The organism is Roseixanthobacter finlandensis, assembly GCF_043195105.2.
Taxonomy (GTDB): domain Bacteria; phylum Pseudomonadota; class Alphaproteobacteria; order Rhizobiales; family Xanthobacteraceae; genus NCEH01.
On the sequence record NZ_CM195536.1, the window covers coordinates 3,713,778 to 3,726,911 of the forward strand.

11 protein-coding genes and 1 pseudogene are annotated in these 13,134 nt (G+C 66.1%); 3 read left to right on the forward strand and 9 right to left on the reverse strand.

Going from position 1 to position 13,134, the window contains the following annotated elements:
- Window positions 1-6: 6 nt before the first annotated feature.
- The 8 genes and pseudogenes from V5G24_RS17605 to V5G24_RS17640 all read right to left on the reverse strand — a co-directional run bounded on the left by V5G24_RS17605 (window position 7) and on the right by V5G24_RS17640 (window position 7,489).
- Window positions 7-927, reverse strand: a complete 921-nt coding sequence (locus V5G24_RS17605) for an ArgK/MeaB family GTPase (RefSeq protein WP_394080634.1) — start codon at window positions 925-927, stop codon at window positions 7-9.
- Window positions 924-2,051 carry a CaiB/BaiF CoA transferase family protein gene (locus tag V5G24_RS17610; protein ID WP_394080632.1) on the reverse strand — a complete coding sequence of 376 codons (1,128 nt, stop codon included), beginning with the start codon at window positions 2,049-2,051 and terminating at the stop codon, window positions 924-926. The genes V5G24_RS17605 and V5G24_RS17610 overlap by 4 nt, the downstream gene beginning before the upstream one ends.
- A complete protein-coding gene (locus V5G24_RS17615) occupies window positions 2,048-2,491 on the reverse strand; it encodes a cobalamin B12-binding domain-containing protein (protein ID WP_394080630.1) in 444 nt (147 codons plus the stop codon). Before V5G24_RS17615 ends, V5G24_RS17610 begins: the two co-directional genes overlap by 4 nt.
- Window positions 2,488-4,116 carry an acyl-CoA mutase large subunit family protein gene (locus tag V5G24_RS17620; protein ID WP_394080628.1) on the reverse strand — a complete coding sequence of 543 codons (1,629 nt, stop codon included), beginning with the start codon at window positions 4,114-4,116 and terminating at the stop codon, window positions 2,488-2,490. Before V5G24_RS17620 ends, V5G24_RS17615 begins: the two co-directional genes overlap by 4 nt.
- A gap of 7 nt (window positions 4,117-4,123) precedes the next feature.
- Window positions 4,124-4,951, reverse strand: coding sequence for an enoyl-CoA hydratase/isomerase family protein (locus V5G24_RS17625; protein WP_394080626.1), 828 nt, complete (start codon window positions 4,949-4,951; stop codon window positions 4,124-4,126).
- Window positions 4,948-5,619, reverse strand: coding sequence for an IclR family transcriptional regulator domain-containing protein (locus V5G24_RS17630; RefSeq protein ID WP_509292253.1), 672 nt, complete (start codon window positions 5,617-5,619; stop codon window positions 4,948-4,950). The genes V5G24_RS17625 and V5G24_RS17630 overlap by 4 nt, the downstream gene beginning before the upstream one ends.
- 353 nt (window positions 5,620-5,972) lie before the next feature.
- Window positions 5,973-6,545: pseudogene (locus tag V5G24_RS17635) on the reverse strand (UdgX family uracil-DNA binding protein); the annotation flags it as partial.
- A 38-nt stretch (window positions 6,546-6,583) separates the two neighbouring features.
- A complete protein-coding gene (locus V5G24_RS17640) occupies window positions 6,584-7,489 on the reverse strand; it encodes a DUF72 domain-containing protein (RefSeq protein ID WP_394080622.1) in 906 nt (301 codons plus the stop codon).
- Between the two features lie 323 nt (window positions 7,490-7,812).
- Here V5G24_RS17640 and V5G24_RS17645 point away from each other — a divergent pair, with 323 nt between their 5' ends.
- The 3 genes from V5G24_RS17645 (at window position 7,813) to V5G24_RS17655 (ending at window position 11,453) form a co-directional block, all read left to right on the forward strand.
- Window positions 7,813-8,319, forward strand: coding sequence for a YciE/YciF ferroxidase family protein (locus V5G24_RS17645; protein WP_394080620.1), 507 nt, complete (start codon window positions 7,813-7,815; stop codon window positions 8,317-8,319).
- A gap of 62 nt (window positions 8,320-8,381) precedes the next feature.
- Complete coding sequence (gene katE / locus V5G24_RS17650) at window positions 8,382-10,499, forward strand: catalase (RefSeq protein ID WP_394080618.1); 2,118 nt, start codon at window positions 8,382-8,384, stop codon at window positions 10,497-10,499.
- A gap of 423 nt (window positions 10,500-10,922) precedes the next feature.
- Window positions 10,923-11,453 carry a flavin reductase family protein gene (locus V5G24_RS17655; protein WP_394082060.1) on the forward strand — a complete coding sequence of 177 codons (531 nt, stop codon included), beginning with the start codon at window positions 10,923-10,925 and terminating at the stop codon, window positions 11,451-11,453.
- 27 nt (window positions 11,454-11,480) lie between these two features.
- Here the strand turns inward: V5G24_RS17655 and V5G24_RS17660 are convergent, their stop codons facing one another.
- Complete coding sequence (locus tag V5G24_RS17660; RefSeq protein ID WP_394080616.1) at window positions 11,481-13,133, reverse strand: MBL fold metallo-hydrolase; 1,653 nt, start codon at window positions 13,131-13,133, stop codon at window positions 11,481-11,483.
- Window position 13,134: the final 1 nt, after the last annotated feature.

Consider the following 13,134-nt stretch of genomic DNA (forward strand, 5'->3'; position numbering starts at 1 on the left):
GCGCTTTTACGTGATCGTTCTGCCTCGTCCCGTCGCCGCCTTCTTGAGATCAGTCAGTACGGTTGCGTAGAGTTCTGGCAGTGACTGGTCGAACGCCGCCTGGGGCAGATCCTCGATGGTCTGCGCGAGGCGTCGCCAAAAGATGCCCTTGATGCGCTGGCGGGCGCGCCGGCGCCGCTGCGACTCGGGGTCTCCGGCTATGCGCATGGTGGCGGCCTCAATGGCCGCGTCGAGTGCGGCGATGTTTTCGCCTGCGTCCGCGCGCACCAGCACCACCGGCGGCACAGGGCCTGCCCCCGCCGTCAGGGTCAGAGTCGCCTTCAGCTCCGCCTCGACGCGGCGCGCCTCCGGCTGATCGGCCTTGTTGACCACATAGATATCCGCGGTTTCCAGAATGCCCGCCTTCATGGCCTGAATCTGGTCACCAGCGCCGGGCGTCAGCACCAGCAGCTCGACGTCCACCAGTTCGCGCACGGCGAACTCGGACTGTCCGACGCCCACCGTCTCCAGGATGATCTCGTCGAAGCCATAATCGTCGAACACGGAAAGGATTTCCGGCAGGTTGTCGGCGAGGCCGTCGGTGGCGCCGCGGCTCGCCAGCGAGCGGATGAACACCCGCGGATCGTCCACCAGCCCGTCCATCCGGATGCGGTCGCCGAGGATGGAGCCACTGGTCTTCGGGCTTGTCGGATCGATGGCCACGATAGCCACGCGGCTAGCGCGCGACAGCCGGAAACGCGCGAGAGCCGCGATCAGCGTGCTTTTGCCGGCTCCCGGCGGTCCGGTCACTCCGATGCGGCGGGCAACGTGCCGCTCCTCGCGGGGGGGTGCGCTCAAGATGTCCGCGAGGCCGGCATCGGCGGCGCGCGAAAGCGCCCGACCCAGAGCTCTGCGATCGAGGGCCGCTGGGCGGAGGGCTGCGTTCATGCCGCCTGCCCTCCGTCCGCGAGATCATCGTGTTCGCCGAGCCGCGGCGGCGGCGCGAACCGCTCCACGGCGCCCAGCACCTTGATGGGATTGCCGACCACGCGGATGACCGTGCCGCCCCCATCCACCTGCACCACCATGTTCCTGGCGGCCGCCTGTTCGCTGGCGAGCGCCTGCTCCAGGGTCTCGACCCCGGCCGCGACGACGCCGAGCTTGGAGAGGCGCCGCACCAGATCGTCCGTCCCTTCGTCGTGCAGCACCGCTGCGATCTCACCCAGCACCAGCTCGCGGTTGGAACGCCGCGCCGCCATGGTGGCGAAACGCGCATCGGTGAGCCAATGGGCCTGCCCCACCTCCTCGGCGAAGCGGCGCCAGAAATCGTCATGGGTGATGAACAGCGCGATCCAGCCATCGCGGGTCGGAAAGATCTGGGCCGGGACGATATAGGGATGCGCCGAGTGATCCATACGCCGCGCCGGCTCGCCGGCATTGAGCCATGCGCCGGCGATGTAATTCAATTGGGACAGCATGACGTCGTACATGGCGATGTCGACCTGCCCGCCGGTGCCCTCCACCAGCTTGGCGACCAGGCCGAGGGCCCCCATAATGCCGGCGGAATTGTCCACCGCCGAATAGCCTGTCTTCACCGGAGGGCCGTCGGGCGCGCCGGTGAGGGCCATGATGCCGGTGAGCGCCTGGATGACGTAGTCATAGGCAGGACGTTCCGCATAGGGGCTGTCGAGCCCATATCCCGTGAGGGCCACGCAGACGATCTTCGGATTCCAGCGCTTGAGATGCGCATAGGTCAGGCCCAGCTTGCGGATCGCCGCCGGTCGCAGATTGGTGAGCAGCGCGTGGGAGCCCTGGACCAGCGCGCCGAGCTTCGCTTGGCCCTCGCCGCTGGCGAGGTCGAGCACGACGCTCTTCTTGTTGCGGTTGAGGCTGGCGAAATAGGCGTTGTGGGCGCCGATGCTGTGCGGGCTGACGCGCCGGCCGATGTCGCCTTCCGGCGGCTCCACCTTGATCACCTCGGCTCCGAGATCGGCCAGCAGCATGGTGCTGTAGGGGCCCATCAGCATGTGCCCGACCTCGATGACGCGGATGCCGCTGAGGGGGCCGCTCATGCCTGTCGCTCCGCCAGCCGGCCCGCCACCGCGGCGACCACGTCATCGAGCTTCATGTCGGCGGTGAACACCGCCGTCACGCCGAGCGCCAGCAGCATCGCCACGTCTTCTTCCGGGATGGTGCCGCCCACGAACACGGGGATGTTGGAGGCGCCCTGATCCGCCAAAGCGGCGATGGCGTCGGCCACCAGTTCCTTGTGGCTGCCGGAGAGAATGGACAGGCCCACCGCGTCCACGTCCTCGTCCACCGCGACGCGGGCGATGAAACCGGGGCTCTTGCGCAGGCCGGTATAGATCACCTCCGCCCCGGCATCGCGCAGCGCCAAAGCGATCACCTTCGCGCCGATGTCGTGGCCGTCGAGCCCTGGCTTGGCGACCAGGATGCGCTTGCCACGCAGCGGCGGGGCGGAAATGACGGGGGTTTCGATGGTGTCGCTCATAGCCGGATGGGCTCCTGGAATTCGCCCCAGCAGCCCTTGAGCCGCGCCACCATCTCCCCGACGGTGGCGTAGGCGTGGCAGCATTCGACGAGATAAGGCATGAGGTTTTCCGCGTCCTGCGCGGCGGCCGCACCCAGGCGGTCGAGGGCGCGGGCCACCGCGGCGGCGTCGCGCCGGTCCATCACCGCCTCGTATTTCTCGACGATGCGGCGGCTCGCCTTGGGATCGATGCGGAACACCTCCACCGCGCCCCGCGTCTCCTCCGCCTTGCGGAACACGTTGAGGCCGACCACCGGGAACGCGCCGGAATCGATCTGGCGCTTGCGCTCGTGCGCCCGCTGGGCGAGCCGCATCTGCAGCCAGCCGTCCTCGATGGCCTTCACGGCGCCGCCATAGGCTTCCACCTCGTCCATCTGGGCGCGGATGCGGCGCTCGGTCTCGTCGGTGAGCCATTCGAGATAGTGCGAGCCGCCGAGCGCATCGACGGTGCGGGCGACGCCGCTTTCCAGCGCCACGATCTGCTGAGTGCGCAGGGCGATCTCGGCGGAGCTCTCGGTGGGGATCTGGAACGCCTCGTCATAGGCGCAGGTGAAGATGGACTGGGCCCCGGCGAGCACCGCGGCGAGGGTCTCGATGGCCACGCGCACGATGTTGTTCTGCGGCTGCGGCGCCACCAAAGAGGAGCCGCCGCACACCACGCCGAAGCGGAACATCTGCGCCTTCGGATCGCTGACGCCATAGCGCGCCTGCATCAGCTCGGCCCAGATGCGCCGGCCGGCGCGGAACTTCGCCACCTCCTCGAACAGGTCCATGTGCACGTAGAAGAAGAAGGACAGGCGCTTGGCGAACTTCTCCACATCGCCGCCGCGGCGCAGCAGCTCGTCCACATAGGCGATGCCGTTGGAGAGGGTGTAGGCCATCTCCTCCACTGCGTTGCAGCCGGCGTCGCGCATGTGCGCCCCCGCGATGGAGATGGGGTTGAAGCGCGGTGTGGTGCGGTTGGCGTAGAGGATGGAATCCGCTGTCAGCCGCATGGAGGGGCGCACCGGGAAGATCCAGGTGCCGCGCGCCACGTATTCCTTCAGGATATCGTTCTGGATGGTGCCGGTGAGCAGGCCCGGATCAATGCCGCGCCGCTCGGCGCAGGCGACATACATGGCATAGATCAGCGCCGCCGTGCCGTTGATGGTGAAGGAGGTGGAGATCTTGGTAAGGTCGATGCCGTCGAACAGGATCTCCATCTCCGAGAGATTGGAGAGCGAGACCCCCACCTTGCCGATCTCGGAGAGCGCCATGGGATCGGTGGGGTCATAGCCGCACTGGGTCGGCAGGTCGAGGGCGACGGAGAGGCCGGTCTGGCCCTCGCGCAGCAGGAATTGGTAGCGCTCGTTGGATTCCTCGGCCGTGCCGAAGCCGGAATACTGGCGCATGGTCCAGGCGCGGCCGCGGAAGCCGTCGGGAAAGATGCCACGAGTAAAGGGAAATTCGCCCGGCTGCTCGGGCGCGCCGCGCGCGACCATGCCGGCGGTCACCACCCGCGGCACCTCGATGCCCGAGGGCGTCATCGGCGAGATGCCCTTCGGCTCCTCGGTGTCCCTGGCTGGTTTCTGCTTGAGGGCGGTCATGGCGGTCTCAGCTCCTGCGGGCGAGCATGCGCTCGGCGGCGACCCAGTGTTCCTGGCTCGTCCAGGCTCGGATGAAGCGGGCGCGTTCCTCGGCGGAGAGGGCGGCGCGCCGCGCCGGGTCCATGCCGGCCAGCGCCATCGCCTTCAGGTCGCGCGCTAGCGCGGGCGGGCGGGCGAGGATCGGCGCGACGAAGCGGTCCACCAGCGCGTCCAGGCTCTCGCCCTCTCCCGCCACGGCATCGAGAAGGCCCAGCCGCTCCGCCTCGGCCGGCTTGAGGAGCTGCGCGGCGAGCATCAACCCCATCGCCTTGCGCGGGCCGACGACCGCCTGCAGGTCGGCGCAGCCGCCGAAGCCGGTGGTCAGCGCCAGCTGCGCCTGCACGAAGCCGATGCCGGCATGGGCGGCGGCGAGGCGGAAATCGCACGCCATGGACAATTCGGCGCCGCCGCCGAGGGCGACGCCGTTCAGGGCGGCCACCACCGGCGCGGGAAACCGCCGCACCGCATCGAGCGCCGCCCGGCCAGTATCGAACAGCGCGCCGGCCTGCGCCGCGCTGCGATGCGCGTCGAGCTCCTTGAGGTCGCCACCGGCGGCGAAGGCACGGTCGCCGGCACCAGTGAGGACCACGACGCAGATGTCCGGCACCGCGGCGAAGCGGGTGAACACCATCTCCAGTTCCCGCAGGGTGTCGAGGCTCAGCGCGTTGCGCGCCTGCGGGCGATCGAGGGTGACGTCGAGCCGGCCTCCAGCCACCGCCACGCGAAGCTGCCGCGTCGCGACGCTCGCCGCGATCGCCGTGGCGGAGGTCGCCGCTGAAGTCACGGTGGCGGTCATCGCGCGGCTGCCTTGATGTCGCCGGCCGTGGCCAGCAGGCGCGCAGCAAGCGCGTCCATGGCGCCTTCCATGCGGTAGCTCGGCCCGGCGATGGCGATGCCGATCATCATGCCGTCCACCTCCAGGGCGGTGGAGAGCGCCGTTACGTCAGCCACGTTTTCGCCGTGGGTGGTGAAATAGCCGCGCGCCCGCCCGGCCTCCAGATCCGCTTCGAGGCGCTGGGGATCGGTGATCGTATGCGCCGTGATGGGGACGATGGACTTCTTGCGTATCAGCGTTTGGATGCCGTCGCGCGGACCGGCCGCCAGCAGCGCCTTGCCGATGGAGCTGGAGTGCAGCGGCTTGAAGTCGCCGGGCCGTGCCGAATAACGGATGGTCTGCGCGCCTTCCAAAACGTCCAGATAAAGCACCTGGTCGCCCTGGCGGGTGCCGATGATTACTGTTTCCCCGCTGATATCGCGCAGAGCTTCAAGATGCGGGACGAGGCGCTGGAGGTAGGCGTCCTTCGCCGCGATGGCGGTCGTGAGAAGGTGCAGCTTGCGGGTGGGATAGAAGCCACGGCGGCGGCTCACGGCATAGAGATAGCCGCGCTCAAGCAAGGTCTGGATCAGCCCGTAGCAGCTCGAAAGCGGCACGTCGATCAACGGCGCGATCTCTGTGAGGAGCATCGGGCGCCCCTCGGCGCCAAACACCTCGAAAATCTGGAAAGCCCGGGATGCAGATCGCACAGCGCTCATTTTAATTTCATATATCCGAAGTTAATTTCATATATTCAAATTTATTTTTCACCCCTCGTCAAGCGCCGTAATGCATTCAGGTGAACCGCAATCTCCAAAGCCGCATCCGCTCCGGTCTCGCCCGGAGCAAAATTCGGGAAATGGAATGCGTTTCTCAGGCGAGGGAAGCCACGCGCCGCCTCGCATCTGCGGGGGCACGGCGGGACTTGGCCTTGCCGCCCTTGCCGCCCATTGAAACGCGGGCCGATTCAAGGGGCTCGGCAAATCCGTGTCTCTTCAAAGAGTTAGAGCGCCATCTCTCGGATGGCCTTGAGATCCGCAACAAAGGCCTCATAGGCCGCATGCCTGGACGCTTCGTCCGGCAGGCGCAGCAGATAGGACGGGTGCACGGTGAGATAGCCGCACCTCTTGCCGAACGTGAGCGGCCCGCGCTCGCGTGTGACCGCAACCCGTCGACCGGCGAGCGCCAGCCCCGCCGTGGCACCGAGTGCGACCACGACGCGCGGATGGACGAGATCGAGTTCGCGGTCGAGCCACCAGCGCGCATGCGACACCTCGCCCGCCGTCGGCTTCTGGTGGATGCGCCGCTTGCCGCGCTGGACGAACTTGAAAGACTTCACCGCATTCGTCACATAGCTACGCGCGCGGGCGATCCCAGCCTGCGCCAGCGCGCGGTCCAACAATTGCCCCGCCGGGCCGACGAACGGGCGCCCCTGCCGGTCTTCCTCGTCGCCGGGCTGCTCGCCGACAAAGGCGATGCCGGCTCCGACAGGTCCCTCGCCCGGCACCGGACGGAGAGCGCCCACCACCGGCGGCGGCTCCGCCGCGAGCGCCGCGTTGAGCGCGTCCAAAGTCTCGAACGTGCGCGCCTCCGGCCGCGCGTCGTCCCGCACGCTCATGCCGCCCTCACCGCATCGGGTCGCCAATGGATGTCGAGCCGCCGCATCAATTGTGCCGCATCTTCTGGCGCGTGCAACTTATCCGTATTGTCGAAAAACACGAATACGTCCCGCGCCTTGGCGTGCGCCTCGGGCGTGCCGGCGAACGTGCCGTCCCGCATCGGCCGCCCCTCGGCCCAGGCCTTTGCGCGCCTGGCCCACACATCCAGCGCCGCCGGCTCGTAGCGCGAACGATAGAGTTCGGTCGAACCGTGCAGGCGGCAATAGACGAAGTCCGCCGTCAGATCCATCAGGCGCGGCCAGTCGCGCGTGTCGGCGCACACCAGGGCGACGCCATGCTCGCGCAGCAGATCGACAAAGGCGGGATCGCGAAAACTGTCATGGCGGATTTCCATGGCATGGCGCATGGGCCCCTTCGCCTCTGTTTCGGTCGCGGCGCGCCCGTCGAGGCGCGCATCGTGCCGACGGGCGAGACAGGCGGCGGCCGCCGGAGTCCGGGGCAGCAAGGCTAGGAAATCGCGGATCAGTTCCGCGTCGAAGCGGAAACTCGGCGGGAATTGCCACAGCAGCGGGCCAAGTTTGGGCCCAAGCCGCAGCAGGCCCGAAGCGAGAAAATTGGCCAGCGGGGTCTCGATGTCGCGCAACCGCTTGGTATGGGTGATGAAGCGCGAGCCTTTCACGGCGAAGACGAAGTCGTCCGGCGTCTCGTCCGCCCAACGGGCGAATACTTCCGGGCGTTGCAGGCCGTAAAAGGTCCCGTTGATCTCAAGCGCGGGAAAGCGCTGGGCCGCAAAGGCAAGTTCGCGCTTCTGTACGAGGCCGTCGGGGTAGAAATTGCCGCGCCAGGGCGCGTAGGTCCATCCCGAGACGCCGATGCGGATGGTGCCATGCCGGCTGGTCATGACGCCTCCCGCAGATGGCCTATCAATGGTGTGCGCAAGTACATCGGCATCGGACCTGAAGTCAGCAGTCGGCATTTTCCAGCCCCAACCCCTTTCCAGCCCCAACCCCTGCCCTCCATCTACGGTTCCGACCGATCAGGCAGCGGCAGCAGATGCGTAGAGGCCCATGCAACCGCAAAGGTCACGATGCAAAACCTCACTGCCGCCACGTCCTTTCGCGTTTCGGACCAAGACGAGCGGGAACGCCAATCGTGATGGCGCGTTGTGGACCGTCGGGCTGCGCGACAGCCCGGTCGAATCTTCAATAAAACAAAGGTGATGCCATGGCGCAGGAAAAGACTCTGGACGATCTGTTTCACGATACGCTCAAGGATATATATTACGCCGAGCGCAAGATCCTCAAGGCTCTGCCGAAGATGCAGCGGGCGGCCGAGTCTCCCGAGCTCAAGGCGGCGTTCGAGAAGCATCGGCAGGAAACCGAAGGCCAGATCGAACGCCTGCAGCAGGTCTTCGAGCTGATCGGCAAGCGCGCCCAGGGCAAGACCTGCGACGCCATCGAGGGGATCCTCGCCGAAGGCGAAGAAATCATGGATGAGTTCAAGGGCGTGCCGGCACTGGATGCGGGCCTCGTCGCCTCAGCCCAGGCCGTGGAGCATTATGAGATCACCCGCTACGGCACCCTGAAGCGCTGGGCGACCGAGCTCGGCCTGTCCGAAGCCGCGACCCTGCTCGACGCCACGCTGAAGGAGGAATCGAAGACCGACGCCGACCTGACGAAGCTCGCGGACGCCGGCGCCAACGATCGCGCGAAGGCCCGCAAGGCCGCGTGATCCATGCGCCCTGCCCCACCGGGCGGGGGCGCCTTCGTCAGCATAGCGAGAAGGGAAAGAAAATGGCAGGACAGCCCAAGCGCGCCAAAGGTGTCGCTGACAGCGTGACGATCCACGATCAGCCCCTCCTACGTGGCCAGGGAGGCGAGCTCCACCAGATCGCGGACGGCGACACGCAAACGCTGACGACCGCGCAGGGCGGGCCGGTCGCCGATGACCAGAACACGCTCAAGATCGGCCCGCGCGGCCCCAGCCTGATCGAGGATTTCCATTTCCGGGAGAAAATCTTCCATTTCGACCACGAGCGCATTCCCGAACGCGTCGTGCATGCCCGTGGCTATGGCGCCCACGGCTATTTCGAGACGTACCAGTCGCTCGCCCAATACACCCGCGCCGACCTGTTCCAGCGCCCTGGAGAGAAGACGCCCGCTTTCGTCCGCTTTTCCACCGTTGCCGGCTCCAAGGGATCGTTTGACCTCGCGCGCGATGTGCGCGGTTTTGCGGTGAAGATTTATACGCAGGAAGGCAATTGGGATCTCGTCGGCAATAATATCCCGGTATTCTTCATCCAGGATGCGATCAAGTTTCCGGACGTAATCCATTCGGTGAAGCCCGAGCCGGACCGCGCCTTCCCGCAAGCCCAGTCCGCCCACGACAATTTCTGGGACTTCATCTCGCTGACGCCGGAATCCATGCACATGATCATGTGGATCATGTCGGACCGTGCGATCCCACGCTCCTTCCGCTTCATGGAAGGCTTCGGCGTCCACACCTTCCGCTTCCTCAATGCCAGGGATGAATCCACTTTCGTCAAATTCATCTGGAAGCCGAAGCTCGGATTGCAATCGGTGGTGTGGAACGAGGCGGTGAAGATCAATGGCGCCGACCCCGACTTCCACCGCCGCGATCTGTGGGACGCCATCCAGTCCGGCAATTTCCCGGAATGGGAGCTGTGCGTTCAGCTGTTCGACCAGGCATTCGCCGACAGTTTCGATTTCGACGTGCTCGACCCGACCAAGCTCATTCCTGAGGAGGTCATCAAGCCGGTCCCGGTCGGCCGGCTGGTGCTCGACCGCATGCCGGACAATTTCTTTGCGGAGACCGAGCAAGTCGCGTTCATGACGCAGAATGTGCCCCCCGGCATCGACTTCTCCAACGATCCCCTGCTTCAGGGCCGCAACTTCTCCTATCTCGACACCCAGCTGAAGCGCCTCGGCAGTCCGAACTTCACGCATATCCCGGTCAATGCGCCGAAATGCCCGTTCGCGCATTTCCAGCAGGACGGGCACATGACGATGCGCAACCCGGTCGGCCGGGCGAATTACCAGCCGAATTCATGGGGCGCCGGTCCGCGGGAAGATCCCGTGCGCGGGTTCCGCTCGTTCCGCGAGGAGATCGACGCGCCGAAAGTGCGGCTGCGCCCGGAGAGCTTCGCCGACCATTACAGCCAGGCGCGGCAATTCTTCAACAGCCAGACCGCGACCGAGCAGAAGCATATCGCGATGGCGCTGACCTTCGAGCTCAGCAAATGCGAGAATCCGGTCCTGCGTGAGCGAATGGTGGCGCATCTGCTCAATATAGATGAGGCTCTCGGCGCGACCGTGGCCGACAAGCTCGGGATCGAGGAGCTGCCCGAGCCGGCGGATGCGGCCATCACCCCACGCGACGACCTGCCGGCCTCGCCCGCCCTCAGCATCGTCCAAAATGGCCCGCCGAGCTTTGCCGGTCGCAAGGTGGGCGTGCTCGTCAGCGACAGCTGCGACGGGGCTCTCCTGAAGCGCCTGCGGGCAGCCATTGAGACGGAGGGCGCGACCATGGAGGTGATCGCCCCGAAGGTGGCCGGGGTGGAAGCGGCAGACGGCACCCGCGTCGTGGCCAAGCACATGATCGACGGTGGTCCGTCGGTGCTGTTCGATGCCGTGGCATTGCTCCTGTCGGAGGAAGGGGCGGAGCGGCTCGCCGGCGAGGCGGCGGCGCGTGATTTCGTCGCCGATGCCTTCGCCCATTGCAAATTCATCGGCTTCACAGCTGCCGCCGCGCCGCTTTTGTCCAAGGCCGGCGTCGCGGCCGACGCGGACGAGGGCCTGATCCCGCTCGAGAGTGCCGCCTCGGCGTCGCACTTCGTCTCAAGCTGCCGCAAGCTGCGCCTCTGGGCCCGCGAAACCAGCGTCAAGCTCTGACGAGGATGGAAAGTGGTGTTGCAGCCGATCGAGCCGCGCAGGCGAGGCAATTCGGCAACGGGCGGAAGAAGCAGGGCGTCTCGGCGCACGCGCCTTGCCGGCCGTCTTGGTTCGGCCGCGCTCATGGACGTCGCGCGCGCATTTCTTGACACAACGCAAGGCGCAGCCACGGCGAACTGCCGGATGCTACAAAGGCAGGTGAAATTCCGCCCGCGCAAATCCAGCTTTCTGCCGTAGCGGCACGTGGGCTGCGCGAGGAGATGCGAGCATGATCACGGCCTTTCGTCCCCCGTTCGCAAGCCTCGCGATGGTGCCCCTTCCGGTTCTCACGCCGCCGAAGCGCGGCTGTGCGACACGCTGCGTGCCGGTTTGCATCGCCCGGGGCCTCGCCTGATGCCGCATGCAATGAATACCCCTCATGCAATGCAAATCCTGCCGCTTTCGCAAGTCTATCGGCTGATCGAGCCGGGGCCGGTGGTTCTGCTCACGACCAGTCATCAGGGGCATGCGAATGTCATGACCATGTCGTGGCACATGATGGTGGACTTTAATCCACCCCTGATCGCCTGCATCGTCAGCAGCGGCGATTTCAGCTTCACCGCACTGCGCGCCACCAAAGCCTGTGTCATCGCCATTCCGGCGGTGGAACTTGCCTCCAAGGTGGTTGCAGTCGGCAATTGTTCGGGGCGCGACATGGACAAGTTCGCCGCCTGTGGCCTCACGGCCGTGCCCGCAACGCAAGTGCAGGCGCCGCTCGTGGGGGAATGCTTCGCGAACCTTGAGTGCGTCGTGAAAGATACCCGGCTCGTGAACGCTTATAATCTTTTCGTATTGGAGGTGGTGAAAGCTTGGCATGACCCGGCGCAAGTGGCTCCCAAAACCATTCATCATCAGGGCTACGGCATGTTCCAAGTGGATGGCGAAACGATCACCCTTCCCTCCAGAATGCCGTAACAGGCGCCTCGGGCGCCTGCCCGAATATCAGCTTCGCGCGAAAGCACTCCGGGATTTCGCTTTGCTGTCCGCTTCGATGGGGAAGGTCAATTCCACCCACAACCCCCCGTCCTCGCTCTGGTGCTGAACCTGCACCGGATGCTTCGGATGCGTCGGGTTTTCCTTGAAGGCTTTAGCCTCGGCGGCGGGATCCCCGTCGCCCTGCACGATGCGCCCTTCGGTCCGCTCGACGAGGTCGGCATGTAGCGGGGGGTGCGGCATGCGCCATCCCGCACCCGGCACCTTGCTGCCGGCGCCCTGCACCGCTGCCACCGCTTCGACAACGGGAATCGCCGCCGTGAGCCGGCCGCCGACCATTTTACGAAGGCCGAGCTCCTTCAGCGTCGCATTGTCGCTGCCGTGATGGCCCACCTTATAGAACACGACCCGGCGCAGCAGGTCGTCGATGGTCACCACGCTTTCGCCGGGCCGCGCCGGGCTTGGATAATCCTGCGAACGCCAGGACAGCCAATTGCCGACCTGCGCATCGCCGGGAAACAGCAGCACCTGCCCGCCCGGCAATTCCATGGCCAGGGCGAGGCTCGTATTGTTGGTGTCGGAATCCATCTTCAACGCCAAGGCTTCCGCCGCCCCCACCCAGGCGTGATCGATCTTCCGATAGGCCTCCTCGCGCTCTTGATACAACTCAACGAGCTTGGCGCGTGGATCATCCGGGCCGGGCGCCTTCCCATCGCCCCAGCGGTGCGGCCGGGCGAACGGCTGGTCGGGCGCCTCCGCCCGGACCGCCGAGGCGACCTTAAGACGCCGGGCGCTTGCGGCGACGGCGCTCGACAGGGCGACCGCATCGTCGGTATGCGTCAGATACACTTCCTTGGCACCGCCCGCGGACGGCGCATCCTTTTGCAACAAGGCTTCGTCGCGCGGGGGGCCGAGGACATAGGTCGTCAGGCCCACGCCCTCGGCCCCGGCAACCACTTGCCCCGGCGCGAGATAAAAGGTGGACGCGGCCCCAACTTTCAGCTGCATCTGCTCGATCATGCCGCGCGTCGAATTGCTGCGCGGCTGGCCTGTCGCCGCCGCCGAACGCTTCGATCCGGGCTTTGGCGCGACCTCTTCGGCGAGCCCCACGAAGGCCGCCAGACCCTCGGCGATGGCCAGCGGATGGCCACCGACGGCGGCGAGCTCCGGCGCCATGGCGAGGGCATTCGCCACCGCCGTACGCCCTATCGCAAAGCGCGCCCGCAGGCGCTGCGCCTGCGGGTCGGCCGGGTCCTCGGTCCATGCCATCCAGAGCCGGTCGATCACCACGCTCTTATCCAGGAACATTTCCTTGGCATAATGGAAGCCGCACAGATGATCGAAATGTTCATGGGTCAGGATCAGCAGATGAAGATGATGCTTGGTGGTGTCAATAATGTTCGCCACGATGCGCTTGATCTGTTCTGGTCCCGCCTGTACCGCCTTCAGCCGAGCCTCCCCAACCTTTTTCCGCACCTCGGGGGGCAATTTCTTCAACAGCGCGTCGCCGGCGGGCACGTGCTGCAGAACCCCGCAGTCGATCAGCGCATATCTGGTTTCGCCGGCGATGCAGGTGGTCAGCAGAAAGCAATCGCCCAATATTCCGCGATACATGCGCACCTTGACGAAATCCGCCGCCGCATCGTCGATCGGATCGTTCATG

What these genes read in the sequence shown, in the direction of transcription:
- V5G24_RS17605 (WP_394080634.1), bottom strand. Translation starts at nt 927, where the DNA reads ATGAACGCAGCCCTCCGCCCAGCGGCCCTCGATCGCAGAGCTCTGGGT.
- V5G24_RS17610 (WP_394080632.1), bottom strand. Translation starts at nt 2,051, where the DNA reads ATGAGCGGCCCCCTCAGCGGCATCCGCGTCATCGAGGTCGGGCACATG.
- V5G24_RS17615 (WP_394080630.1), bottom strand. Translation starts at nt 2,491, where the DNA reads ATGAGCGACACCATCGAAACCCCCGTCATTTCCGCCCCGCCGCTGCGT.
- V5G24_RS17620 (WP_394080628.1), bottom strand. Translation starts at nt 4,116, where the DNA reads ATGACCGCCCTCAAGCAGAAACCAGCCAGGGACACCGAGGAGCCGAAG.
- V5G24_RS17625 (WP_394080626.1), bottom strand. Translation starts at nt 4,951, where the DNA reads ATGACCGCCACCGTGACTTCAGCGGCGACCTCCGCCACGGCGATCGCG.
- V5G24_RS17630 (WP_509292253.1), bottom strand. Translation starts at nt 5,619, where the DNA reads ATGCTCCTCACAGAGATCGCGCCGTTGATCGACGTGCCGCTTTCGAGC.
- V5G24_RS17640 (WP_394080622.1), bottom strand. Translation starts at nt 7,489, where the DNA reads ATGACCAGCCGGCATGGCACCATCCGCATCGGCGTCTCGGGATGGACC.
- V5G24_RS17645 (WP_394080620.1), top strand. Translation starts at nt 7,813, where the DNA reads ATGGCGCAGGAAAAGACTCTGGACGATCTGTTTCACGATACGCTCAAG.
- katE (WP_394080618.1), top strand. Translation starts at nt 8,382, where the DNA reads ATGGCAGGACAGCCCAAGCGCGCCAAAGGTGTCGCTGACAGCGTGACG.
- V5G24_RS17655 (WP_394082060.1), top strand. Translation starts at nt 10,923, where the DNA reads ATGCAAATCCTGCCGCTTTCGCAAGTCTATCGGCTGATCGAGCCGGGG.
- V5G24_RS17660 (WP_394080616.1), bottom strand. Translation starts at nt 13,133, where the DNA reads ATGAACGATCCGATCGACGATGCGGCGGCGGATTTCGTCAAGGTGCGC.